We start from the raw sequence: 24,410 nt of genomic DNA on the forward strand, positions 1-24,410 counted from the left end.
AAATTCCAGTCGTTCCTCCAGTGTTTTCTTGTTACAGGTAACGTCTTTCTTGAGAAGAATAAGATTATCACGCCGTACATCACTGCGGAGAATAGCCGGTTTGTTCATGTGCAGGCTATCACGAATGGTATCGAGAGAGTCAGCCGGTATCGTCGCAGAGCAGGCACAGATAACCGGTTTATGCTTTAGCTTGTTGATAAAATCGCCGATGTGCAGATAAGCGTCACGAAACGTATAACCCCATTCCGTAATGGAGTGGCATTCGTCTATTACGACCATAAAGATATCCGAATGCTGCATAGTTTCAATAAACGCATGGTTTTGCAGCCGTTCGGGAGTGACATAGAGAAAATTCAGCTTTCCCTTGCGTACCTTGTTCAGTATCTTATCAATGTCTTCTTTCGAGCGGGTCATATCAATATAATCGGCAGGAATATCATGAGCCTGTAACGTCTGTACCTGATTGTAAATCAGCGCAAGCAAAGGCTCGATGACGATAGTCAGCTTGTCGGAATGAGCAAGCCCAACGGTTTCATAGATGACCTGTTTGCCAGAACCCGTGGCAGCAATTACAATTGCATCCTGTCCAGCATCCAGCGTATTCATCGGAATAATCTGAGCCTTGCGAGGCTTGTCGAAACCAAGCTGTTTAAGTGCAGATTTCAAGTGCCTTTTCATATCCATAGAGATAACCTCCAATGTGTTAAGATTATCTTTATGTTATCGGAATGTAAAAAGATAATGCCGAATAGTGAATATTTCTCGAAAATAAATTACATTTTTCGATATAGCTAATTTCTTGTTCAAAGGCCTTAACAGAGGAGTTTAGGCCTGAATATGGCATTGTAAATGATAGAAAGTGTCAAAAGGTTAGAATAGATAAGCGCAGTTCATGCGCAAAACGGCAGGCCCTGCCGCTCGAAAAGTATCCGAATGACAGGACCTGCGTTGTTATGAGATATTATCGAAAATCATCAAACAAATCATCAAAATTTAGATTTATATTTTGATGATTTGGCGTATAATATAAATAAAGGTGGTGGATTTTCAAAATGCAGATTGAAGATTTGATCGAACTTGCAAAACGTGTACAAGCACAGCAAGCCGAGGCGCAAACCGTTGAAGTGAAAGCTGCACATCGCGCACTCGCAAGGAAATTGCAGATTTCCTTGGCATTGGAACCGTATACCACGCCAACAAGCGCTATATTCAGCCGCTGGTTGAGCAAGGCAAGCTAAAACTCGGTATTCCGGATAAGCCGTCAAGTCGTAAGCAGACGTACACCGCTGCTTTTTAAGGGGTTCCAATATGGGGTCCACGTTTCTCGGATCCCTTAAAACAAGTGTATCGGTGATATGGTAATTCCGCTGGTACGACCGTATATTGCGACCTAAAATTGCCCGGTTAACCGCTGAATTTCGCTCCATAAATTCCTACGAACCAAAAGGTCGGGGGTTCGAATCCCTTCTGGCGTACCAGATCAACCGGTTATTTCGTAAGAAATAACCGGTTTTTCTTATTTTCTGATATAGGTAAAAATTTTTGTTCCGATTTGCGAGAGGCAATATAAAGATGCCGCCGCCATACCGGCATACGAGCCGGATACCTAACTTTAGCCCTAAAAGAAACCCTGTCTGTTCCAACACCAGACAGGGTTTTCTCACTTTTACAGCACTTTTACGCCCGCGTTCTCACACGCCGAAAGGAATTCCGGCGGCAGTCTGCCGTCCGAAATGACGGTATCTACCTCATCGAGACCGCAAATGCGGAATGTACTTCTTCGATCAATTTTAGAGGAATCCAGCAGCACCGCCACATGCTCCGCGCGATGCAGCACAGTCTGCTTGAGCAGCGCCTCCTCCTCTACACCGCAGGCAAAGCCGGTCTCCGGACTGTAGCTCGTCACGCCGAGCAGCAGCAGGTCGAAATGCACGCCCTCCAGTTCCTGAATGCCGCGCACACCGCACACGCTATGGCTGAACCGGTTGAGCGTGCCGCCGGGAATGGACACCTTGGGCTTTTCCAGCCGCGCGAGTTCGATCGCACACGTCAATCCACTCGTGAAGATCAGCATCGGCTCATCAGGCACACAGCGTGCCACGGCGGTTGCCGTGCTGCCGGAATCCAGAAACACCGTGGTATTCGGTCGCAGCAGCGCCGCCGCCTTCTCCGCAATGATCTGCTTTTCCGACGCATTGCGCGCCGTGCGCCTGCCGAACTGGTCGTCCGTGCCGACGACTACCTCGACCGATTTGACGCCGCCGTGCACGCGAACCACTCTTCGCGCCTGATCGAGTGCCTTCAGATCAGTTCGCAGCGTCATTTCGGACACCGACGGAAAAGCCTCCTTCAGCTGTACAAAGCTCAGGCTTCCCTCTCGGTTGACCAGTTCGACGATTGCATTGCGGCGTTGTTCCATCGGTTGTTTCCTCCAATTAGTCGTGCTGCTGAAAGTTTGCCAGCAGATATTCCTCTGCCTCCGGGCACCACAGGCCATTGTGTGCGTCCACAATGTCAGCCAGCGCGGTAAACCGCGCATCCTCCGCGCCCTTTGCCCGCAGATCGGTCAGCGCGGTAAGCGGCATGGTCAGGTGTGTGTAGATCAGCTTTTTGCCGCCCGGAATCTTGGGCAGGTTGAGCGTGGTTTCCGCCGCGGCATCCAGACCGCCGATATGCGTCACCATAACCGCCGGGTCGATACGGCCAGATGCGGTCAGCTCGAGCGATTCGATCATATCCGCGGTGTTGCCGCCGGTCGTGCCCATAACATGCGTAGAATTATAGTGTACATCATAAAAGTTCATCTTGGCAGAGAACTGCTTGTCGGTCGGGCCCGCGAAGAAGTTCAGGCAGCCATCGCGGCCGAGCACCGCGCTGCACAGTTCAACGACTGCCGCAACCGGCGCGTAGCAGAATACATCATCAAAACCGGTGCCGCCGGTCATTTCGCGCAGCTCTGCCGCCGGATTTTCCATCTTGCCGGTGTTGACAAAATGCAGATCGATGCCGTCCTTCTCCTTGACCTCAGCCGGCGGGAACAGCGCCTCGGCGCGTGCCAGACGGTCCTCGTTCACATCGGTCACAACGACCATGGACGGACGGACGTCACGGTGCAGCGCATACGTCAGCGCACCCAGACCCATCGGACCGGCACCTGCCATGATGGCCAGCTTTCCGCCCTTTTTAATACCCATTTCGTGGTGATAAACACCCATCTTGGTGTGATAAGCGGCGTTGAACGCACCGATCGAGCAGCTCATCGGCTCGGCAAGAGACGCCTCGTAGTAGGCACGCCCCTTGTACTCGAGCAGGCAGCCAAGTTCCATAACCTCAGCCGGAATGATGCAGTATGTCGCATCGCCGCCGAAGAACTCGTAGGAGTATCCGGGGCTCCACATCGTGCCCTTGTAATTGAGCGCCGGCTGCAGCGTGAACTTCATGCCCGGCTTGAACTTATCCTGATGCTTCGCGCCAACCTTGACGATATCGCCCGCAAACTCGTGACCCATGATGGCCGGATGCTCGGCAACATCGGGATGCACGCGCTTGTGCTCGGTACCAAGGATCGCGCACTTATAGGTGGACATGCAGATGCTGTCGGATACGACCTTGACCAGAATCTCATCATCGCGGATTTCCGGCAGCTCAAAGGTATCCAGACGCAGATCATTCGCAGCATGCAGACGTACAGCCCTTGCTTTCATAATAATAACTCTCCTTTATCACTTAGGCAATAGATTTCAACAATTACAGCTTGGAAAAACGTACTTTCGGAAGCAGCTCCTCGATAACCGAGCGCTCGGCGGCCTGTGTGCTCTCGGAGACGAGCAGCTCCCGCGCCAGTGCTGCGGTTTTCATCGGCTCACGCGCCTGCAGCAGCATACCGAGCAGCTTTTGCCGCCGCTGACGGCGCGGCAGCTCCGCGTAGACTGTGCTGCCGTTCAGCAGCGCGCGCATTTGCTCCCGGCGTGCGGGCGGCTCGTCCAGCAGCAGTCCCTGTCCCGGACTGCGTACAAAGTGATAGCCTGCCGCGGCAATCCATTGCTCCACACTCGGCAGCTCACGCAGCACCGTGCGGCGGCTCACGCCGATGCTCTCCGCGAGCATCGCCGCCGTCACCCAGCCCTGCGGCAGCGTCAGCAGACGGTCGATTAACTTTTGTCCGTTCGCAGTCAGAGAAGGCAGGGTTTCAGACATCGGGATGGCTCCTTTCTATAAAATCCAACAGGTTTAGAATGGAAAATGAATGTCACTGTCAGCATAGTGCATTCATTTGTAAATTCATTTGCAATCGTGTATACGTTAATTTTCCCTTTTCCATTCTCAATTACTTATCTCTATGATACCACATTCTAAAATGACAGCACAAGTGACACTGTTCCGTATCCTGCGTTTTTTGTCACCATCTTCCGGTGACACAACTCCGACAACCCGCTCTGCTGTCACCTCTGTTCTGCGCAGACTGCACAAGCAAACATCCTTTTCCCTGCGCGTTTTCGACAGTCTTACGACATTTGTCACCATTCGCCGGTGACATCAGTCACTATAGTTTCCCTTGTCAGACCCGGATTCCGCCTGTACAATATAATCAAACGAAACGAAAGCGACTCCCCGAATCCCGCAAGTCATGCGGCAACACAGATAAGGAGTTGAAAAGCTATGAAAAACGCAATTTCCCGTTTTGGCAAGTTTTTGAGCGGCATGGTCATGCCGAACATCGGTGCATTTATTGCATGGGGCTTCCTCACAGCGCTGTTCATTGAAAAGGGCTGGTTCCCGAACGAACGGCTCAGCTCGATGGTCTCACCGATGCTGAGCTACCTGCTGCCCATTCTCATCGCCGGTCAGGGCGGCTATATGGTCGCAAAGGAACGCGGCCGCGTCATTGCCTGCATCGCCGTTATCGGCTGCATCTGCGGCTCGGACTACACCATGCTGATGGGTGCGATGGTGATGGGCCCGCTGGCAGGCTGGGTCATCAAGCAGTTTGACAACCGCGTGGAGGAGCACATTCCCGCCGGTTTTGAAATGCTGGTCCACAATTTCTCCATCGGCATCCTCGGCATGCTGCTGGCAATCCTCGGCTACTACGTTATCGGCCCGTTTATGACCGCCATTCTCACCGTACTTACCGCAGGCGTTGATTTTCTGGTCAGCCACAGCCTGCTGCCGCTGGTTTCCATCTTTATTGAACCGACAAAGGTGCTGTTCCTGAACAACGCCATCAACCACGGTATTTTCAACCCAATTGGCGTCAGCCAGGCTGCAGAGGCCGGCCGCTCCATCATGTACATGCTCGAGACCAATCCCGGTCCCGGTCTGGGCGTTCTGCTGGCGTACTGCCTGTTCTGCAAGGACAAGACCACACGTCAGTCCGCTCCCGGCGCGGTTGTCATTCACCTGCTCGGCGGTATCCACGAGATCTACTTCCCGTACATTCTGATGAATCCGGTCATCATTCTGGCTCCGATCGCGGGCAACTTCTGCGCGATCCTGTTCTACACCATGACCGGTGCCGGTCTGTCCGGCCCGGCATCCCCCGGTTCGATCATTGCCTACATGGCGATGGCGCCGCGTGACTCCGTTCTGACGGTATTTATCGGCGTTGTCCTTGCAGCTGCCGTATCGTTTGTACTCTCGTCTGTCATTCTCAAAGCAACTTCCGGCAATGCGCAGAACCTCAGCGAAGCGCAGGCCAAAATGCAGGACATGAAGGCGCAGGCCAAGGGTGTAGCACCCGCAGCCATCGAATCCGCACCGGTAAACGCCGGTGACGTGCACAAGATCGTATTTTCGTGCGACGCAGGCATGGGGTCGAGCGCGATGGGCGCGACCAAGTTCCACAACCGCATCAAGGCCGAGCGTCCGGAGCTGATCGTCACCAACTCCAGTGTAGATAACGTACCTGCTGACGCAGATATCGTTGTCTGCCAGCGTGTTCTCGCCGAGCGCGCCCGCAGGAGTGCACCGCAGGCGCAGATCATCACGATTGGCAACTTCCTTGCGGACCCGAATCTGGACACCCTGTACCAGACGCTGACCGCTGCACCTGCCGCGAAAGCCGCGGCTCCCGAAACCACTGACGAACCTGCCGCGCAGGATCAGGGCCTTGTAATCCAGGCCGAGGACATTCAGCTTGGCTTACCCTCTGTTGATAAGGAAACCGCGATCCGCGCCGCAGGTGCGCTGCTTGCCAAACGCGGCTATGTCGATGCCGACTACGCCGATGCAATGGTCGAGCGCGAAAAGCTCGTTACCACCTACATGGGCATGGGCGTTGCCATCCCGCACGGCACGAGCGAAAAGAAATCCACTGTCAAAAAGTCCGGCGTTGTCATGCTGCAGTACCCCGACGGCGTAGACTTCGGTGACGAGAAAGCATACCTCATTTTCGGCATTGCAGGTGTCGGTGACGCACACCTTGACCTGCTCGCCCATGTCTGCGAGGTCCTCGAGGACGAGGAGGCGCTTGAAATGATGAAGAAAACCCCGGATATCAAGTTTGTACTGACCCACCTGCAGTAAAAGGAGAGAGTTTCATGAAACAGTTTACCATCACCATTCAGGATAAGGAAGGCCTGCACGCCCGTCCGGCCGGTCTGCTGAGCAAGGCCGCCAAGGGCTTCCAGTGCGCGGTAACGCTCACCAAGGGCGAAAAGACCGCTGACCTCAAGAAGATTTTCGCAGTAATGGGTCTGGCCGTCAAGGGCGGCGACAGCATCACTGTTGCCTGCGACGGCGCGGACGAGGAAGCTGCAGCGGCTGCGCTCGAGAAGCTGTTCGCTGAGATCAAGTAACTGAATTTCGACACAATCAAACCTGAAAAACCAGGAGAGGGATCACCTCTCCTGGTTTTTCCTGTTCCGAACGCAAAGGGTCTCCCGCCGAATGGCGGGAGACCCTTTCTCATTTTACCGGCTTATTTACCGGTCTTTTCACACAGCTTCTGCATGATAACAGCTACCTGTGCACGGGTGGCCGTGCCCTGCGGGTCAAAACGGTTGCCCGATTTGCCGCTCAGCAGACCAGCCTTCTGCATTCTGGTTACAGCGTCCTTCGCGTAAGCGCGGATGCTTGCGCTGTCGGCAAATGCAGCTGCACTGCCGGTTTCCTCTACCTTAGTGCCGGTGGCGGTCAGATAATTATCCATGATAACCGCAGCCTGCTCACGGGTGATGAGCGCATTCGGATTGAAATGCGAAGCGTCCACGCCGGAAACAATCTTGTTGGCTGCTGCCCAGTTGACGTATGCGTTGTAGTACATTTTGCTGTCTACATCGGCAAACTGACTCTGGGTGTTGTACGCGGAGATGTCTGCGCCTGCCATACGGCCAAGCACGGTGACAAACATGCCGCGGGTCATGCCCTCGTTCGGGGAGAAGGTGGTTGCGGTCGTGCCGTTGAACAGCGCCTTATCGGTCACATATTCGATGGCATCCTTTGCCCAGTGGCCCGCGATGTCGGTAAACTCGCTCGATGTTGCCTCGGGCGTTGCGACAGCCTTGCCTTCATAGTACAAAACGCCATCCTTCTTGCTATACTTAGAGAAGAAGTCCTCCCAGATCATCTCGGCCTGCTCAGGCAGGTATGCATGCGGAGAGTTTTTCACCTCAGTGAACCGAACCAACGGCACACCATCTGCATTCTGATATTCCTGCGTCACATATCGTCCAGTTTCGTCGGTCTGTCCGACTGCCGTTGTGCTTGCACCATTGGCTCGCGTCCAATACGAAATGGTATCATGGCTGAGCGTACCCTCTGCCAGCGACGCACCGTCTTCACCATCATACTCGCCCTTCATATTCCAAACCGGAACAGCAATATCGTTAAGCTGTACCGTCTCATAATAAGCACCCATATTGGAACCAACGGGAGCAAATGCGGTAAACAGGTCACTTTCTTCCAGTGCCAGCAACCAGGTCATGCAAGAACCGTTGGAATGTCCGGTCGCATAAACGCGTGTCGCGTCAATCGTGTAGTCTTCCTTAACCTGTGCAACGACTTGATGGAAATACGACAGTTCATCAACCGGTTCCTCGACGGTCAGTCCCATCAGTGGGTTATTCCAATACGGTACTGGAATATTACCCATGACGCCATTAGTCGGATATCCCTGCGTAAACACAACAATGAAACCGTTTTCCTCTGCGACATCCTGCCAGCGGCTATCTCCGGTAAACGCAGTCATTGCGCTGGAGTAACCATGCGTCGCGACTACAAGCGGCACTGCTTCACTGCTGCTATAAGATGAGGGAACATATACCATCCAACGTCGCTGCTTGCCGTCAATCATCTGCTCATAGGTAAAAAATCCCGTCTTTTCGTCATTGGTATGCTCAACCGTCCACTCCAGACGTCCTTCTGGATCGCCAACAAATCTCTGCACCTTAGACAGAAACTCTTCATAGAGAACTTCCGGCGTCATTTCATCGGCCTTTACACCGTCTGTTACCCAGACACGCTGCCGGTCATTTTCTTCACTGACATATACGGTCTGTGCATACGAATTTGCACTTGTTTGTTCAGCATCGTTGGCCGTAGCCCAGTAAGCTTCCACTGCATCACTGTTATCTGATTCATCCTCTGATTCAACGATCCACATAGGAACCGGAACGTCACAGTTTGGAATCGCATTTTCCTGCTGTCCTACCAGATTCTCCGCCTCCGCAAATGGATAACTCAGTGCATCGCCCAGCGTATCAATCGCGCTTTCCGGCACGGCACTACCGCCGACTGAAGCTGCACCCGCAAAGATTGCCGGCCATGCCATTGCAAATTCGTGTGCAGAAGCACCGCCTTCTTCATATCCAACCAGATAGAACGCGCGCTCATCCATGTCAAACGGCGCATCCAATGTTTGAGACTTACTGCGGATAGTATCGTAAACTTTCTTTAAAAACGCCTGATCGTCACGATCGTCGTCCGACAGATCAATGTTCCAAGTCTGCCCATCCTGCGGCTCTACATAGACGGTCGCAATGCCCAGCTCATCCGAAAGAGCCTTCCACGCCTGTCCTTTTTCACTTTCCACAAAACTCTTAGCCGTCATTCCATCCGGAGTCAAAATCATCACGCCATCGGTGCACGGCTCAAAATTTTCCGGAATATATACGCTGTACTGTCCGACCAAGCCATCGGCATTGATCTTTTGTTCATGGAACATGCCGCTGACCGGCGGCGCATACGGATCATTGGGATCCACCGCTCCATATTGTGCCGCAGCGCTTGCTGTTGTAATCAACATTGAAGCAGTCAGAACGACCGCTCCCACTCGTTTCCAGCCCTTCTTCATGAGAAATCCTCCTTTCAACTGCATCCTTAGATGCTGATTTCAGTATACGGGAAAGACTGGAATAAGAACATGGAGAATCAAACGATTTTTTGTACAAATCCACACTAGCCTGCATTTTTCCAGTTTTGCCGGGTCTGCTCCATCTTTTCAACACCTTCCGGTACCGTATCCAGGCCAAGCAATACCCGCCGATACAATTCATAAATTTGCTCGGAAAGCGCAAGTTCCTGCTGCGTTGGCAGAGGTCGCGGGTCGGACAAACCTGCTAAAAAAATATCTGCATCAATACCTTCTGCCTGCATATTTTGACGCAACTGCGCCCTGATATCGGCATCCTGATAAGCCGGTAAAATCCATTCATCTGTCAGAATCTCGGCACCTTGCTTTCCGCACACAAACTTTAAGAATGTCCAAGCCGCTTCGGGTTCAGTCGTGTTGCGGTGTATGATAAGCGGTGTAATCCAAGCATCATTCTCGTTGGGCTGTTCCTCCGACCAAACCGGTCGTTCGATCACCCCCCACGAAAAATCCAGCTGACCACTTTGGGCATCCATATGCAAGAAGTTCATATACCAGCTTCCCTGTATAAACATTGCATACCGCCCGGTTTCAAACATACGCTGCGAATCCAAGCGCATCTGATTGCCTACAATATCCGCAATGCCGCCACTATCCTGCATGTCCAACCATAACTGTAATCCCGCTGCTAAATTTTGAAAATCATCCTGTGACCAGTCAAATGCATGCTGGCTCATATAGTATAAAATATGCTTCGGCTCCAAAATCAGCGTCGCTCCCCATCGATTCTCCTGCATCTTTTGCAGCCGCTCAGTCAGAGTCTGCGCCAGATCGGCAAATTCCTCCCAGGTCATGCCGTTTTCCGGGATGGTACATCCAGACTGCTCGAACAAATCCTTGTTATAATAGAGCACAAATTTATCCTGGCGATACGGCAACCCCATAAGAGCACCAGTATTCGGATCACGCAGAACATCGGTGTCGGGATAAACGTCCAGATCAATCACGTCCCGCTCGGCATAATCATCCAGCGGCAATGCGATATCTCGTGCAATCAACTTGGCAAGCTGCGGAAGCTGATTGACAAAAATCACATCCAACCGATCTCCACTGTCCAGCATGGATTCCAGACTGCTGTCATAATACTCAGGCGAGCAGCTGACCACTTCAACCTGAATATTGGGATATTCTTGGGTAAATTGCTCGATCATACGGCGGTCATAACTGACCGTGCCGTAATCCCACAGCGCGACACGCAGCGTATGGACGGTTTGGTCGTCCTCCGTTCTCTTTTGAGGCAGCAGATAAGTAGCCGTCACCCCAATCGTCAGCACACAGAGCAGAAAAATCACCATTATACGTCGTTTCATGGTACATCTCCCCTCTGCTCTGCCCTCTTCCGCCAATCTCCCGGCGTCATTCCGGTTTCACGCTTAAAAATCCGGCTGAAATAAAATGCATCTTCATATCCGACCGCTACTGCCACTGCATAGATCTTATCATGGGTCTCACGCAGCAGCTTTTTAGCCTGCTCCATGCGCAAATAGGTCAGATACTCGGAAAAGGTCTTTCCGATATACTTTTTCATCAGCCCACTTAAATATCCTGGTGTTAAATCCAGCTGTTCAGCCAACTCCGACAGGGTAATTTCTCCGCAAAAACGCTGCGTAACGATATCCTGTGCACGACGCACGACCATCTGTCTACCGTCCGTACGCTCCTTCTGGATGTACTCTAATATATCCTCACGCAGTCGTTCCAACCAATCGCGGACATCACCCATGTGGTGCAAATCCATCCAGCGCAGCAGATCGCCATGACTGCGCGGCATTTGGGATGGAATATCAAATCCATACGTTTCCAGACAGTCTTGCACCGTAACCGCCAGTGCAAAGGCGACCGCATAGGCGTTGCGCTGTGTCCAATGCTGACGCGCAGATGCTTTCTGTACCAGATCGATAGCCTCATCGACAGTCTCAGCCGATAGCGAAGAAATCCCCTCAGCGAGCAGCCTGCGGGCTTCGGCTGTAGAAAAAGTCTCTGGTTCGGTCTGTGGACAAAGATCGGCCTGCCACCAGATGACCGGGTCGTTCAGTCGATAAAACCGGCTACGCATGGCGTCCGCCGCTCGACTGCACGCCTCTGCCATACCGCCAGCCGTATTCTCGCCCTGTCCGATCCCAATCATACACGAAACATCAACATACTGCTGAAGCATATCATGCAGACGATGAGCAGTCTGTTCTATCAACACGTTCGCATCCTGTCCAGTCAATTCAGGTCGCAGCGCACCCAAAATATACAGTTCTCCGGTTTTTCCCTCGGTGCTGACCGCATCCAGACAAGCACCTACAATTTCCTCCGCAATGTTGCGAATGGAGAACAGCAACGTGTGGCATTCCTCCTCGGTGGCCTCTTCAAACCGAAACAATTCCCCGGCTTTGAGCAACAGACAATAGACGGTCTCCCCAGCCCAGCAAATCCCAGATTCTTGCAAACGTTTTTCCAAGTCGTCCTCGTTCAAATAAAAATGGAAGACCAAATCACGCAGCACTCGACTGCGCAGCATAGTTTGATCTGGCTTAGGTATATCATCGGTCGGTGTATCGGGCGCACCAGCCAAACTTTGCAGCAAAGTCTCAGGTGTCAGTTCCAGCTTGAGCAGGTAATCCTTAGCACCTTGCTTCATAGCCTCGCGTACCAGTGGGAAATCATCGTAACCACTTAGCGCGACCACATACGGCGGCGGCTGTATCTCTTGCAGGGCTCGGATGAGCGCAACACCATCCATCCCCGGCATTTTCATATCGGTAATCACGATTTCAGGTTGTTCCCGGCGCACGATTTCCAGCGCCTGCGTACCGTTTTCCGCTTCACCGATGAGCTGGTAGCCGTGCCCTGACCAGTTTACCAACGTTTTCAGTCCGATACGGACCATAGCGTCATCGTCCACCAGCAATACACGCTTATCCCTGTTTTGCATCCTGCGTCCTCCTTTCCCGCTGCACCGGCAGCCAAATATGTACGGTTGTCCCCTGCCCTTCCTGACTGTCGATCGATATATCCGCTTTATCATCATATTGCAGTCGCAGCCGCGCCGCCGTGCTCCACAAACCAAAACCGTGTTTTCCATCGGTGCGGGGCGGTTCGACAGCACGTATTCGATGACGCAGTGCGTCCAGCGTATCTAGTGTCATCCCCTGTCCGGTGTCAGACACAATCAAATGCAGCGTATGCCCAACAGCTTGAATCGATAGCGTAATCGTCTCGCCCAACGGGTTTTGTACCAATCCGTGCACAATCGCGTTTTCGACCACCGGCTGAAGCAGAAACTTTGGCACCAGGTATTCCAGCACATCCGGCTCTGAAATCTCCTTCACCAGATGTAAAACGCCCTTTTTGGCCGTATTCTGGATGTACAAGTAACTGTCCAGCATGTCCAGTTCCTGCGACAGGCGTATTTGTTCCTCTCCGGCTGATAAATTGGCACGCAGCAGTCGGCCGAGCGCCTCGATCATGTTCTGGATCGCAGTCTTGCCTTGCAGCGCCGCCATGAGCTTGATCGTATTGAGTGTGTTGTACAGAAAATGTGGATTGAGCTGATTTTGCAGCATCCGAATCTCCAGCGCCCGTTTTTCCTGCTCGCGCTCGAGCTGGGTATGCAGCAGGCGCTCCATACTGTCTCCCATGTCTCCAATATGTCGTTCCAGTGTGTCCATCTCGCTTGCGCCGCCAAGCATGACCGGATGATTGCGTGAAAAATCGCCCTGCGAGATACGGGTCACAGTCTGCATCATGCGTTCAACTGGACGAGCCAGACTGCGCGATAGCATCCAAGCCAAAATAGCCGTCATAATGAGCGCCACCAAAAAGATCATGCCCGTCATCCACAGCGCAGTTCGCCGCTGTTCCCCCAGCGCTGCGGTGCTCATCTGCACAGATAGCGCCCAACCAGTAGGCAGTGACTCCACATTGCCTTCCAGTCGGGTCTCCTGCGATCGCTGCGAACCGAAACAAGCCAACGTACCATCGTTTTGATTGAACAGCATGACCTGATTTTCCGCATCAGTCAACAGATCCGCGCATTCTTCCCGAAACAGGTCACTGGAAAACAACAGCACCAGCCAACCAGTCTGTACCCCGGTATCAGGATCGATCATTGGATGGCGATAAAAAAGCACCTGCGGATGGTCGGTGAAAGCAGTCAAATTAGCGGTCAAACAACCCCAGTAGGTATCACATGCGTCGCTGCAAGTGATAAGATCGGTCAAGTCCTGCGGATCGATGAGCGATGCCTCGCTGCCCGCTCGAATATCCACCCCATTGTCCCCGATCAAAAACAGAGACAGGATATCACGTGTGACTGGTCGATATGAAAATTGAGACCGCAATTCCTGCACTGCCTGATGGAATGCTTCATCATAACAACTGGCCTGCGTTTCCGGGCGTGCAAGCAGTATTTGCAAGTCATTCTGGCGGAAAATCCACCCGGTAAACTCATTGATCTGAGTCACTTTGTTCTCGATCTTATTCATCGCATGCGTCAGGCGTTGATTATAGTCCTGTTCTAGACGTGCACGTGTGTCAGCCTGCGTAATACCGAAATAAAGCAGCGCAATACATACGGCAGGCACGATCGCCACAAAGATAAAATATTTGAGCAAACGATGCTGCAACTGATGATTTTTCATACCCGGTTTCTCCTTTCTCCCCAACGACTGATCATCAAGTATACCAGCCAAGCTGGTTTCATTTTAACACACCTTTCGGGAAGGTCTCAAGCACTCTTCTAAATCGTCCGGTTATCTGCTGGCTTCGCAAACGACCTTATTCTTCGATCGCTTTTCAAAGATCGTGCTTTCTATCCATAGACTTGATATGAGTTCGTTATATTCGAGACAGTCCATTGCTTTGTATGATATACTATGATAAGAGCCGGAAGGATGGCAAAATGATGAAACAATCAGAACTTATCATCCGCGCAATGTACCCAAAGGAATATCCCCTTCTGCGGGAATTTCTCTATCAGGCTATCTTTCTCCCCGAGGGAACATGGCCTCCATCTCGATCGGTCATCGATCTTTCCAAGTTACCAATCTATATTGCCGACTTCGGTACTCAGTTTGGTGATCACTGCCTTGCAGCTGAAGTAAACGGAAAAATCGTAGGCACCGCCTGGAGCCGCATTATGGAGGATTATGGCCATATCGACGTGGATACGCCCTCTCTTGCTATTTCACTGCTGCCGGAATATCGCGGTCAAGGTATTGGAACAAAGCTATTAAGTAACCTGCTATTGGGAACGGTTGGACAGTTATGAGGAAGAGGGGCTGGAGGACTTACAAAAAAGCACCGGCAAGCGCCGTAAAAAGAGGACAAAGCAGATCAAGCGGGACAACCGCCGAAGCCATAAACGGGTCAGTCGTACTGACCCTGAGGCCGGTCATATGAAGAGGCCCGGCAAGCCTCGGGGACAGCATTATCTGTCCCACCAGGCGGTGGACACCGACCATGGCATTATCCTGGATGTTACAGTTACCCCCGGCGATGTCAATGATTCTGTACCTTATTTAGAACAGATCGAGCGAATCAACAGCCAAATAATTCCCCTTCAGGCGGCGGCTGCCGATGCCGCCTACGATTTCCCACTGGCCCACCGGGTCCTGGATGACCTGGGGATCGCATTTTTCGTCCGGCACCAGAAGCACGGAGACAACAGCAAGACCGAATTTAAGCACGATGACTTCCGTTATGATGAGGAAAATGACCTGTATGTTTGTCCACAGGGGAATCCGTTGCGGCGGAATATTCTGACGAGAACCGCCAGCGGCTTGTATTGGCAGTATATTGCCCAGAAAGCAGACTGCAAGGACTGTCCGCTCCGGCACAAATGTCTGAGTGAAACCGACCGGCGAGGTGCCCGGAAGCTGGAGCACAGCTACTTCCGTCCTGCTGTCAGCAAGCACCTGGATCGGCGCGGGGAGCCGGTCTATCAGGACGCGCCCATGCCGGTCTATGAAACGCTTTTGAAGTTGATTGCCGACAAAGACTATTTCGTTATCACAACAAATGTAGATCATTGTTTCCAGAAAGCAGGTTTTGATAAAAAACGACTATTCTATACGCAAGGCGATTACGGTCTGTTCCAGTGCAGTGAGCCGTGCTGTCAGGAGACCTTTGATAACGAAGCCGTGATTCGTGAAATGGTCAAGCGGCAGGAATATATGAAAGTCCCGACTGAGTTGCTCCCTGTCTGCCCCCACTGCGGGAAACCACTGACCATGAACCTGCGTTCTGACAACAAGTTTGTCGAGGACGAAGGTTGGCACAGAGCAGCGGAACGGTATGAAAACTTTCTCCCCGAGCTGTTCAGCCGCATCTATTTTGCACAGACCACAGAGGGCGTTCAGCCCATCTCCGGCCACGAGGATGAAAGCCGCGCCGTGCTCGCCGCAGTGCAGGCGGCACTGAATAAGGCGCTGACGGCTTCCAAGCCGACGCTCACCATCTCGCCGGAGAAAACCACCTACGCGAATGCGGATGAGGTAACGGTAACGCTCGACTGCCCGACCGACGGCGCTGAAATCTACTACACGGTAGACAACAGCAACACCCTGACCGGTTCCACCGTTTCCGACCCGACCAAAACCGGCATAAAGTACGAAAATCCGCTCTCGGTGTCCATCGGGGACATTGCAGGCGGAACGCTGTACATCCGCGCAGCGGCGAAAAAGGACGGCAAATGGTCCGGTATCGTTCGCAAGGATCTGACGTTCGCCAAGGGCGTCAAGGAAAACGCCTTTGCCGTGAACGGGCAGAACTATCAAAGCTGGGCTGACGCTGTTGCCGCGGTGAACGCGGCAAACGGCGGCACGATCGAACTCAACGATGACGTGGAACTGTCCTCGGTCAGCACTATGCCGTCCGTACCGTGCACCATCCGCTCGGCCGGTGAGACCAAGTATAAGCTGTCCGGTTCCCCGCTGACGCTGAATGGCGATCTCACACTGGAGAACATCACCTATTCCGTCAGCCGGATATATGCCAACGGGCATGATCTCACGATCGCGAACGATGTGGAGACCGCGCGGAGCTGGACAGCTTACAATCTGTATGCAGGCAGTACCGTGGACAGCACCGCAGCGGGCACGCAGCGCATCAGCGTGCAGGCCGGTAATTTTGCTGTTATCGCCAGCGGCAGAGGCAGCACGACGCATAAGGCTGACGTGGACGTTTCCGTAGACGGCAGCGCGGAGGTCGAGCTTGCGGGCGCGTACATGAGCGCGACACTGGACGGCAATATAACGTTCCATGTTGCAGACGGCGTCAAGCTGAATCAGTTCCTCGGCGAACAAAGCGGCGGCTCCATCACCGGAAACCTGACCCTCCAAATCAATGGCACACCAACGCTGAAAAGCTACAGTCCCACATACAAGGCCAGCGTCAACCGCGCTTCGTTCGGCACACTTGACCTGACCGGCGCAGATACAGATTTCATCACCGCAAACCGTGATAAATTCACCGGTTTTGCCACAGTTTTGCCAACTGCATAATTTCTCACAAGTCCAAGGGTGCTCCAGCAGGAGCGCCCTTTACTTTTGCGCATTGTTCGCACGACGAGCAAGTCTGATAACAATTTATGTGCCCGCTATAAAGAAGCATACTGAGCAGGATTGCCGTATTAAACATTGAAACCTCTTTTCAACCGCGGGCACCTTGCACAACAGCAGCAGATTGGATATAACAAAAGCAGCTATCCGGCACCCTGACGTCGGAAGATATTCACGCGCACATGACGGCATTGCTGGACGAATATAATGCCGCAGACAAGCATGATCTGCACGGATTGGCAAAGTTTCATGCAGATTACGAGGCCATTCACCCGTTTCAGGACGGAAATGGACGAACCGGACGGCTGATCTTGTTTAAGGAATGTCTGAAAAACGATATTATCCCCTTTGTGATAAATGACAGCCGCAAAGCAGAATATTATCATGCGTTGAATACCGCGCAGACAAAACAGGATTACAGCCTGCTGGAGCGGTTCTTCCGCGAGGAGCAGTCCGAATACCGTCAGCAGGTCGAAGGTTTCCTGCCACCGGTCAAAGAATAGCCAACGCCACTGCGGCTACTACGAGGCTACTGCCACCGAATATCGGCAGTCCCAACAGGTGCAGAAAACATACAAAAACCGCACAAAATGTTGGTTAACTGCACCTTTTCAGTAGTCGCTGCGATGCAAACACCTCACATAGCACCGCTCCGACTCCAAAGGCCATGCGTTCGAATCGCACCGGGCGTACCATGTTAAACCGCTTGTTTCGTTGAAATGAGCGGTTTTTCTTTACTTTTTAGTCATTATCACATTTTGCAAAATCCCGAAAGGGGTTTATTAGGGGTTTATTTCTCCAAAAACGAAGGGCGTTCCCTCTTGATGGGAGCGCCCTTTTTTATGCTATTATGCTTGCTTTTTTACTGGATGTAGAATATCCTGCAAAACCTCTGCTGCTGCCTGATCTGCCGACTTGATGGCGTGTGCGTAAATCTTGCTGGTGGTCGTTGTGTCTGCGTGGCCCAGTCGCGCCGCCACGGTAGTAAGGTTTGTACCTGCTGCAATAAGCAACGTCGCATTCGTGTGACGTAGCGAGTGAACATGAATAGGCGGCAGATTATTCTTTGTCACAAAACGATGAAACCATGCCGTGATAACATCGGGACGAATCGGTGTTCCATTCCATGCTGTAAACAAGCGGTCGTTGTCCTGCCACTGATCACCCAATAGCGAACGCTCTTTCGCTTGCTCAGCTCGCCATACCCGCAACATTGCAATTGCATCGTCGGACACTTTCATACAGCGCGTTGAGGTGTCGTTCTTGGTTTCATCCGCAAAAATCCCCTTGCCCGACAGATACAGGGACGAACGCCGAACCGTAATAATCGCCCGCTCGAAATTAACATCTTTCCATTCTAAGCCGCACAGCTCACCACGACGCAGACCGGTAAACAACAGCAACTTCACAATCACCTGATGCTGCATACTTTCCTTGTCCAATGCCGCAAGCAACTCTGCCGCCTGTTCCTCGTCCAGATAAACCGCCTCCTTACGCTTGTTCTTCGGCAAAACTACACGGCTGCACGGATTGGAAAAGATAAGCTGCCACTTAACCGCCGTACCCAGCATGGACGAAATCAACCGGTGATGGTGCAGAATTGTGCTTACCGCCAGCGTGTCCTTATCGCCAACAGGCGTAAATACCTGGTCGAGCGGAAGTCCCAACGCCGATACAATCTTATGAGCGCTGGTCGTACTAATATTAGCACCACGCGTCACACTGTCCAGCACATAGACAGACACGCCTGCCTCTTTCGCAAATGTCCTCTTGGTGATACCACGCTTTTTCAGCAGCTTTTTGAAGTCAACCGCACTGCAATAGCGCGTATCTTCGCGTACACCGCTCTCAGCGAGATTGTTGTAAAACTCCATTAAGTGATGTGGTTGCAGCTTGTCAAGACGAATATGACCGATTGCGGCATTGATACGAGGCATGAGTAATTGATAACGTGCAACCGTTGTTGCTCTTAACTGCTTTTCGGCGTAGTCTGCAAACCATTTCTCCGCAAATTCGGCAAATTTGATATTACCCTCGAGCACCTGACCGTTCCGGCACTTCTCCTCGAACAACACCGCCTGCCGGTCGAGCTCTTTCTGTATCTGGCGCTTTGTCATGCCGGGCTCGGGTTTCCAGACCATTCGGCGGCGTAACTGCTTGCCATCAAGGTCGTAACCACAAGAAACAATGATTTTGTAGCTTTCGCCACGTTTTTCGATAGTAGCCATACATCAGTTCTCCTTTTGGCGATATTCCAACACTTTTTGAATGACATCATATCTGTTTTGTTCTTTCTGTTCTTCAATTGCCATTTCTTTTTCCGCTTCTTTACATCCAGCCAGCCACTCATCATAGTCAAAGTCATCTTCAACGTCATCTTCAACGGCTATTTCATATTCTTCATCTTCGAACTCAATCTTAGGTTCAGGCCATTCCTCGTGATAATACTCGTATTCATTAACTATAGAGTTGCATTTCTGTTCATCCACCACATTTGCTACATACTCTAAAAGCAGCCGCTCCATCAACGGTTTTTTCATTTCGTTAATCACATTACTTTTCCATTCCGGGAGATGAGTCATAATCTTGACCATCATTCTGTCCGCAAGTCCATCGCCTACTCCCTTGCAAGGAACAACTCGAAATATACTCTTCAAGCGCAGATATTCCAGAAATGCAAATAAATAGTTTGTTATTCCAGGCAAAATCTTATCATCAACAATTATCTTATCATACGCAAAATGGCGGAACGGATTTTCTTTCGATTTTCGCAGAACCTCGATTGCCTCGTCTGACAACCCTAATGCCATGCTAATATCGCGATTATCTGTACTCTGAGCGTCCGATAACCCGATCAGATAGTCAGCAGAAACACCACATTTCTCGGCTATTTGTTTGAGGTGATCTGCCTTGGGTAAGCGCGTCCCTGCCAAATAACCGCCCATTGTAGCACGTGCAACACCAACTTTGCGTGCAAAACGATCAATGGTTAAGTCACCTTTTACCGCATTGAGCCTTTCCTGAAAAATGGGGAGCTCTTTCTTTCTGTCTTCGTTTTTAGTCATTTCGTTACTCCTAACAATTATTTGTAATACGTTGAATAAACTATCATTTATGTGCTGTACATTGCTTATATCCGCTGATATAATACTATCATAAGCTACAGATGATGTCAAATGTTATTGTATAGGCCTATCCGTTTGATTAAAACTGTAGATAAATATAGAAAGAGGTAATCGTAATGAAATCCGTAAGAATGAGATATATCACCCAAGCAGTCACCGAGCTCCACCAGCTCGATCCGAACACCCCCGTCAACGCCCGGCTGATCAAGCGCCTTGTCAATCAGGGAATCATCCCGTCCGTCCCCGTAGGTAACGGTAACCGCCGCCTCATCAATTTCGACGCTCTCCTTGATTACTTGGAGAACCCGCCCACCGAAGAACCAGAATCCACCCACGGCATTCGTCGTATTCAGCCGCAAAGGAGATGAACAGCAATGGATAACAAATATATTTCCATCCCGTCGAAAGTATATCTCGATCGCAACTTGCCTCCGCGCACTGTACTCTTGTATGGTTTTATCGCAGCCCTACAGAAAGATGGTTCTTGCTGGGCTAACAACCATTTCTTTTCGGAGCGCTTAGGCGTTTCGAAAGATTGCATTTCCCGGAGCATCTCACAGTTGATCAAGCACGGTTATGTTTGTGTTTCATGCGATCCGAATAACGGGCGGCGGCGAATTGCTTCCTTGGTGTCCCTTGATAATAATGTCATGGATAACAAGGAAAACAACAAGCCCCCTTGTTCAAAAAGCCAACACCCCCTCGGCGAAAAGACCAACCATAGAAACATAAAAGAGAATAATAAAAAGAATAAGGATGCTATGAGTAACGACTTCCAGCCGCCATCGCTCGATGACATCAAGGCTTACTGCGTTGAGCGCAAAAGTGTTGTTGACGCCGAAGAGTTCTTCCTCCACTACGCTGCTCGCGGCTGGATGATGGGAAAGCAGCCTATGCGGAACTGGCAGGCCGCTTTACAAAGTTGGGAACGCAAAAACAAGCCCAAGATGGCGGCACATGAGCAAGCGCCAGTTCCTGTACAATCCGCAGGAAAGCATATAGAATACGCTATAGACGCTGACGGAAAGAAGGTTATGACTTATGTCGAATGATAACATCTTGCAGGCCGAGAACGCCATCATCGGTGCGGCATTTGTAACCCCGGAATTGTGGCACGCTATTCTGGGCGAATTAAGCGAAAGCGATCTTGTTAATAATGCTGCTCGGCAAATTATGCACGCTGCCCGGATGATCGCTGCCGATGGCGATGTACCCGATGACACTACTATTGCAGATTGCGTAGCGTGCGCTGGTATCGACAGGAAACTACTTATGGACTATATGGATATCGCGTGCGTACCAAGCGCACTCCATCAGAACATCGCCATTGTTAAGCGCAGCACGAACCTGCGGACGTTGTTCCAGTTGGGCGATTCAATTACCAAACGCGCCCGGCAAGGTGATGAACCTAATGCCATCATTGGTGATGCAGCCAAGCAGCTTGATGACCTCGTTCGCAATGGACATTGCGAATTGCTTGATAGTACGCACGCCTCTATTGCCTTCTATGATTTCCGTGCTGCTGGCAGAACGCTCTTTGTCCCCACGGGTTTGCCTACCATAGATGAAACCTTAGGAGGCGGAATGCTGAACAGTGGTCTTTACATCATGGCCGCTCGCCCTGGCTGTGGCAAAACGGCGCTTGCTTTACAAATTGCAGATACCGTAGCGGCCCATACGGGTGCGGTTCTGTTTGTCACGCTCGAAATGGATTCTGTACAGCTTACCGCACGTCGTATCGCTCGTATAACTGGCATACCGGCAAACAGACTCCTGATGCACACCCTCGCCGCAGAAGAAGAAGTCGCTGTTGCTTTGGCTCATAAGCAGTTGGCACACGAGCCGTTATATATGAATGGTCGGGAACACTGTTCGATCAACGATATTAGAGTGTTGGCGCATCAGGTAAAGGATTTGCGGCTCGTAGTAATCGACTACCTCGGCTTACTGAAACCCACCCGACACTATAACAGTCGTTACGAAGAAGTTACCGCTATTTCCGGGGAACTCAAGGCTCTGGCTCGTTCGCTCGGCGTTCCCGTTCTGTGTCTGGCGCAGCTCAACCGTGCAAATGAAATGCGCCCGGACAAACGTCCTTGCTTGGCTGATTTACGCGATTCGGGTGCAATCGAACAGGATGCAGATGGAGTCTTTCTCCTGCATCGAGAGGATATGCACCGACTAAAACTGGCAGGAGAAGAACGATTGGTAGAGGTCGAATGTACTTTGGCAAAGCATCGTCATGGAGCTACTGGAGCGGTTAATCTGGGGTTTGACTTACAGACTGGAGATTTCCAAGAAATTCGAGGTGTTGCCAATGTGTCTTGATGAGATCAAGGCCATCATCGCCAGCATCGAACCTGCAGAGGATGAAACCGACCGGCTCAGGCAATACGCTGCTGTGCTGAACGAGATTTCCCCGCCCCCGGAGCTTGCCGACAAGACTGCCCGGCTGCTGGCTGAACGGCTGAATATCTGACTTACCTATTCCAAGAGTCCCCGTCTTGGGGACTCTCCTTTTTCTCCTTCCATTCGTATAAGGGGGGTAGAAAAAGAGCTTGTACCGCATCAATTATGCAGCCAAGCTCATTGGTTAACTCTTCCAAATCCATATTTTTATTTTACATCTATCCATTGTTCTCGTCAATATAATAGGAACAAATGCTCCTTTTTGTTTTAAGAAAAACCTCTTGTACTGCTAAATGGTTTTTAAACTATTTTGGCAATACAAGAGGCTTCTTATTACGCTTGCGGTAGGCCCGTGCCTTTAGTCGTGGGCAATTTTTCTACCATATTATTAATCTTCCGAGTAATACGCTAACTCTAGCCGAATTCGCGTCGGTTTAGCATCACGGACATCGCTACCGTTAATCTTTGCACCTACAATCTCATAAAGCTTCCCGTTTATCGTCGTTTTCATGTTGACGTTTTCCAGGTTAGTGCCTACTATTCTAAACACCCATTCTCCAGCCATCGTACGTTCGTACATGCTTTTGGGCATCTTCAGGGTGAACGAACCGGTTGGAGAATCGATATACTGAAGCATTACAGACACAAGCTTTTTCCCTTGGGTAACATTGGCATCACTGACCATAATTTCTACAGGGAAGCCATCTAAAACATCCTTTTCACTTGTTTGCGTGCAATATGTGTAATAATAGATTGTTTTTGTGACAATTTCTTCCTCACAATTATCCAGATATGCTTGATAGTCCTTTGTGTAATTACCATAAGAAGGGTAAAAGTAGTATTTGGGATTAACCGAACTGCCACAATTTACACTTTTTAATCCTTTATCCCCCGGCTGGCGATAATCGCAATCTCTCGGGCCCAACTCATCAGACGAACTCGTAGAATTGTCGGGCTTGCTCGGAGCAGACGGCTGCTCCGGCGTAGTCGGCTCAGTCGGCGTCGGATTTACCGGAGTCGTTGCGTCCTCTTCCTTGCCGTAACCCACGGTCGTCAGGATATCTACGCGCTTGGTATTGGCATCGTACTTAACGCCGATGTCCATATCTTTGCACAGATCGCGCAGCTTATAGTAGTTGTTGTCGGCAATGGTATAGCCTGTGTAGTTCGCCTTCGCACCATCCTTATATACTACCGCAGTAGACTCCTTGGCAGTCTTTGTGGTCGCCGAAGGGAGCGCGAGCTCGCCACCGACAACGGTGTAAGCCTTATTGGTGGTGAGGTCGATACGCTTTGCAGCCTGATTCCAGCTTACTTCAAACTGCTTTGCGCTATTGTTTACCATCGCTGCGATGTCACGCAACTTGAAATAGTTGTTGCTGTTGGTCATGTAAGCCGCGCCATTAACCTGCTTACCGTCAACATAAATGCTGTTGCCGGTCGGTGTAGCTGTCGCGGTATTGGCTGCACCTGCACACGCCATCATCAGCGCGGACAGACCCGCTGCAATGGCTAATGTTCTTTTCTTTCTCATCGTTTTTTCCTCCCTTTGGAAATCTTTGAGTCCATTATAAGCCTTCGTGCAAGACGTGTCAATTTATGTTAAGATGCTGTGCTAATAATTGATTTGAAAGTGTATATTCAAAAAGCGAAAAGAAGAGTGCTATTACTGTCCGGAACCGCAGTTATGGTTGAAACAAGATATCTTGCAATTAACCGGTGTGAAAGATGCGAAAAATGTATCTTTAAACAAAAGCAACTGATAATAACAAGGGCGAGCAAATAGGTATTCCTGTTGGGGAAGAATTTAGGGAAGAAGCGTTGGAGATGTGCAATTTCAGCACAGCGATTGCGATGAAAACTATGCAAGAAGGTCGAGACGAAGGTCGTGTGGAAGGGCGCGAAAATTATGTTTTTGATCTTCGCGCTCTTCGCATGTATCTCAAGAGTATTGGC

21 protein-coding genes and 2 pseudogenes are annotated in these 24,410 nt (G+C 51.0%); 12 read left to right on the forward strand and 11 right to left on the reverse strand.

Annotation, left to right across the window (positions count from 1 at the left end):
- Positions 1-684: DEAD/DEAH box helicase (locus tag DWZ82_RS13755; protein ID WP_199667510.1), on the reverse strand; the 684-nt coding region annotated here is incomplete at its 3' end.
- Between the two features lie 490 nt (positions 685-1,174).
- Between DWZ82_RS13755 and DWZ82_RS15935 the strand changes: the two genes are divergently transcribed.
- A complete protein-coding gene (locus DWZ82_RS15935) occupies positions 1,175-1,297 on the forward strand; it encodes a Fic family protein (protein ID WP_330423325.1) in 123 nt (40 codons plus the stop codon).
- A gap of 369 nt (positions 1,298-1,666) precedes the next feature.
- On the opposite strand, the gene DWZ82_RS13765 is transcribed toward DWZ82_RS15935, so the two are convergent.
- From DWZ82_RS13765 to DWZ82_RS13775, 3 genes are read right to left on the reverse strand one after another with little or no spacing between them, the layout of a single operon-like run.
- Positions 1,667-2,419 (reverse strand): DeoR/GlpR family DNA-binding transcription regulator, encoded by a 753-nt coding sequence (locus tag DWZ82_RS13765; protein ID WP_110435587.1) that lies wholly within the window; start codon positions 2,417-2,419, stop codon positions 1,667-1,669.
- A gap of 16 nt (positions 2,420-2,435) precedes the next feature.
- The gene (locus DWZ82_RS13770; protein ID WP_118481280.1) at positions 2,436-3,704 is read right to left on the reverse strand and encodes a zinc-binding dehydrogenase; all 1,269 of its coding nucleotides are present in this window, start codon (positions 3,702-3,704) and stop codon (positions 2,436-2,438) included.
- 43 nt (positions 3,705-3,747) lie between these two features.
- Complete coding sequence (locus DWZ82_RS13775; protein WP_118481281.1) at positions 3,748-4,197, reverse strand: HTH domain-containing protein; 450 nt, start codon at positions 4,195-4,197, stop codon at positions 3,748-3,750.
- A gap of 462 nt (positions 4,198-4,659) precedes the next feature.
- Between DWZ82_RS13775 and DWZ82_RS13780 the strand changes: the two genes are divergently transcribed.
- Together DWZ82_RS13780 and DWZ82_RS13785 are read left to right on the forward strand one after the other, a co-directional pair.
- A complete protein-coding gene (locus tag DWZ82_RS13780) occupies positions 4,660-6,525 on the forward strand; it encodes a PTS mannitol transporter subunit IICBA (protein WP_118481282.1) in 1,866 nt (621 codons plus the stop codon).
- Between the two features lie 14 nt (positions 6,526-6,539).
- The gene (locus DWZ82_RS13785) at positions 6,540-6,797 is read left to right on the forward strand and encodes an HPr family phosphocarrier protein (protein WP_118481283.1); all 258 of its coding nucleotides are present in this window, start codon (positions 6,540-6,542) and stop codon (positions 6,795-6,797) included.
- Positions 6,798-6,919: 122 nt separating this feature from the next.
- On the opposite strand, the gene DWZ82_RS13790 is transcribed toward DWZ82_RS13785, so the two are convergent.
- The 4 genes from DWZ82_RS13790 to DWZ82_RS13805 form a co-directional block, all read right to left on the reverse strand.
- Positions 6,920-9,292, reverse strand: coding sequence for an S-layer homology domain-containing protein (locus DWZ82_RS13790; protein ID WP_158575282.1), 2,373 nt, complete (start codon positions 9,290-9,292; stop codon positions 6,920-6,922).
- 104 nt (positions 9,293-9,396) lie between these two features.
- Positions 9,397-10,680: an ABC transporter substrate-binding protein gene (locus tag DWZ82_RS13795; RefSeq protein ID WP_118481285.1), complete on the reverse strand. Its 1,284-nt coding sequence runs from the start codon at positions 10,678-10,680 to the stop codon at positions 9,397-9,399.
- The gene (locus DWZ82_RS13800; protein WP_158575284.1) at positions 10,677-12,293 is read right to left on the reverse strand and encodes a response regulator transcription factor; all 1,617 of its coding nucleotides are present in this window, start codon (positions 12,291-12,293) and stop codon (positions 10,677-10,679) included. Before DWZ82_RS13800 ends, DWZ82_RS13795 begins: the two co-directional genes overlap by 4 nt.
- Positions 12,277-14,001: a sensor histidine kinase gene (locus tag DWZ82_RS13805; protein WP_118481287.1), complete on the reverse strand. Its 1,725-nt coding sequence runs from the start codon at positions 13,999-14,001 to the stop codon at positions 12,277-12,279. Before DWZ82_RS13805 ends, DWZ82_RS13800 begins: the two co-directional genes overlap by 17 nt.
- Positions 14,002-14,261: 260 nt before the next feature.
- Between DWZ82_RS13805 and DWZ82_RS13810 the strand changes: the two genes are divergently transcribed.
- From DWZ82_RS13810 to DWZ82_RS13820, 5 genes and pseudogenes are all read left to right on the forward strand, one after another.
- Positions 14,262-14,630: a GNAT family N-acetyltransferase gene (locus DWZ82_RS13810; RefSeq protein ID WP_243022958.1), complete on the forward strand. Its 369-nt coding sequence runs from the start codon at positions 14,262-14,264 to the stop codon at positions 14,628-14,630.
- 127 nt (positions 14,631-14,757) lie between these two features.
- Positions 14,758-15,003: pseudogene (locus tag DWZ82_RS15735) on the forward strand (transposase); the annotation flags it as partial.
- 321 nt (positions 15,004-15,324) lie between these two features.
- Positions 15,325-15,669 (forward strand): annotated as a pseudogene (locus DWZ82_RS15740) (Sir2 silent information regulator family NAD-dependent deacetylase); the annotation flags it as partial.
- Positions 15,670-15,765: 96 nt separating this feature from the next.
- Positions 15,766-16,863 carry an FN3 associated domain-containing protein gene (locus DWZ82_RS15745; RefSeq protein ID WP_243022959.1) on the forward strand — a complete coding sequence of 366 codons (1,098 nt, stop codon included), beginning with the start codon at positions 15,766-15,768 and terminating at the stop codon, positions 16,861-16,863.
- Positions 16,864-17,090: 227 nt separating this feature from the next.
- Positions 17,091-17,423, forward strand: coding sequence for a Fic family protein (locus DWZ82_RS13820; RefSeq protein ID WP_279217450.1), 333 nt, complete (start codon positions 17,091-17,093; stop codon positions 17,421-17,423).
- A 345-nt stretch (positions 17,424-17,768) separates the two neighbouring features.
- Here the strand turns inward: DWZ82_RS13820 and DWZ82_RS13825 are convergent, their stop codons facing one another.
- Together DWZ82_RS13825 and DWZ82_RS13830 are read right to left on the reverse strand one after the other, a co-directional pair.
- Entirely contained in the window at positions 17,769-19,148 is a 1,380-nt protein-coding gene (locus DWZ82_RS13825) for a tyrosine-type recombinase/integrase (RefSeq protein ID WP_118481290.1), read from the reverse strand.
- Between the two features lie 3 nt (positions 19,149-19,151).
- Positions 19,152-19,985, reverse strand: coding sequence for a helix-turn-helix domain-containing protein (locus DWZ82_RS13830; protein ID WP_118481291.1), 834 nt, complete (start codon positions 19,983-19,985; stop codon positions 19,152-19,154).
- Between the two features lie 176 nt (positions 19,986-20,161).
- On the opposite strand from DWZ82_RS13830, the gene DWZ82_RS13835 reads away from it, so the two are divergent.
- The 4 genes from DWZ82_RS13835 to DWZ82_RS15255 are packed head-to-tail and all read left to right on the forward strand — an operon-like array spanning position 20,162 to position 22,524.
- Positions 20,162-20,413, forward strand: a complete 252-nt coding sequence (locus DWZ82_RS13835; RefSeq protein WP_118481292.1) for a hypothetical protein — start codon at positions 20,162-20,164, stop codon at positions 20,411-20,413.
- A 6-nt stretch (positions 20,414-20,419) separates the two neighbouring features.
- Positions 20,420-21,097 carry a helix-turn-helix domain-containing protein gene (locus DWZ82_RS13840; RefSeq protein ID WP_118481293.1) on the forward strand — a complete coding sequence of 226 codons (678 nt, stop codon included), beginning with the start codon at positions 20,420-20,422 and terminating at the stop codon, positions 21,095-21,097.
- Positions 21,087-22,373 (forward strand): replicative DNA helicase, encoded by a 1,287-nt coding sequence (locus DWZ82_RS13845; protein WP_118481294.1) that lies wholly within the window; start codon positions 21,087-21,089, stop codon positions 22,371-22,373. Before DWZ82_RS13840 ends, DWZ82_RS13845 begins: the two co-directional genes overlap by 11 nt.
- Positions 22,363-22,524, forward strand: a complete 162-nt coding sequence (locus DWZ82_RS15255) for a hypothetical protein (protein WP_158575285.1) — start codon at positions 22,363-22,365, stop codon at positions 22,522-22,524. The genes DWZ82_RS13845 and DWZ82_RS15255 overlap by 11 nt, the downstream gene beginning before the upstream one ends.
- Positions 22,525-22,842: 318 nt before the next feature.
- On the opposite strand, the gene DWZ82_RS13850 is transcribed toward DWZ82_RS15255, so the two are convergent.
- Positions 22,843-23,988, reverse strand: coding sequence for a hypothetical protein (locus DWZ82_RS13850; protein ID WP_118481295.1), 1,146 nt, complete (start codon positions 23,986-23,988; stop codon positions 22,843-22,845).
- Positions 23,989-24,410 lie beyond the last annotated feature (422 nt).

It is taken from the genome of Butyricicoccus sp. AF35-5AC (assembly GCF_003477715.1).
Classification (GTDB): Bacteria; Bacillota; Clostridia; order Oscillospirales; family Butyricicoccaceae; genus Agathobaculum; species Agathobaculum butyriciproducens.

Bases quoted from the DNA above. Each gene is read 5' to 3' on its own strand.
- DWZ82_RS13790 (WP_158575282.1), bottom strand. From the start codon at position 9,292: ATGAAGAAGGGCTGGAAACGAGTGGGAGCGGTCGTTCTGACTGCTTCA.
- DWZ82_RS13795 (WP_118481285.1), bottom strand. From the start codon at position 10,680: ATGAAACGACGTATAATGGTGATTTTTCTGCTCTGTGTGCTGACGATT.
- DWZ82_RS13805 (WP_118481287.1), bottom strand. From the start codon at position 14,001: ATGAAAAATCATCAGTTGCAGCATCGTTTGCTCAAATATTTTATCTTT.
- DWZ82_RS13850 (WP_118481295.1), bottom strand. From the start codon at position 23,988: ATGAGAAAGAAAAGAACATTAGCCATTGCAGCGGGTCTGTCCGCGCTG.
- DWZ82_RS15255 (WP_158575285.1), top strand. From the start codon at position 22,363: ATGTGTCTTGATGAGATCAAGGCCATCATCGCCAGCATCGAACCTGCA.
- DWZ82_RS13830 (WP_118481291.1), bottom strand. From the start codon at position 19,985: ATGACTAAAAACGAAGACAGAAAGAAAGAGCTCCCCATTTTTCAGGAA.
- DWZ82_RS13775 (WP_118481281.1), bottom strand. From the start codon at position 4,197: ATGTCTGAAACCCTGCCTTCTCTGACTGCGAACGGACAAAAGTTAATC.
- DWZ82_RS13780 (WP_118481282.1), top strand. From the start codon at position 4,660: ATGAAAAACGCAATTTCCCGTTTTGGCAAGTTTTTGAGCGGCATGGTC.
- DWZ82_RS13810 (WP_243022958.1), top strand. From the start codon at position 14,262: ATGATGAAACAATCAGAACTTATCATCCGCGCAATGTACCCAAAGGAA.
- DWZ82_RS13765 (WP_110435587.1), bottom strand. From the start codon at position 2,419: ATGGAACAACGCCGCAATGCAATCGTCGAACTGGTCAACCGAGAGGGA.
- DWZ82_RS13770 (WP_118481280.1), bottom strand. From the start codon at position 3,704: ATGAAAGCAAGGGCTGTACGTCTGCATGCTGCGAATGATCTGCGTCTG.
- DWZ82_RS13840 (WP_118481293.1), top strand. From the start codon at position 20,420: ATGGATAACAAATATATTTCCATCCCGTCGAAAGTATATCTCGATCGC.
- DWZ82_RS13800 (WP_158575284.1), bottom strand. From the start codon at position 12,293: ATGCAAAACAGGGATAAGCGTGTATTGCTGGTGGACGATGACGCTATG.
- DWZ82_RS13785 (WP_118481283.1), top strand. From the start codon at position 6,540: ATGAAACAGTTTACCATCACCATTCAGGATAAGGAAGGCCTGCACGCC.
- DWZ82_RS13835 (WP_118481292.1), top strand. From the start codon at position 20,162: ATGAAATCCGTAAGAATGAGATATATCACCCAAGCAGTCACCGAGCTC.
- DWZ82_RS13845 (WP_118481294.1), top strand. From the start codon at position 21,087: ATGTCGAATGATAACATCTTGCAGGCCGAGAACGCCATCATCGGTGCG.
- DWZ82_RS13825 (WP_118481290.1), bottom strand. From the start codon at position 19,148: ATGGCTACTATCGAAAAACGTGGCGAAAGCTACAAAATCATTGTTTCT.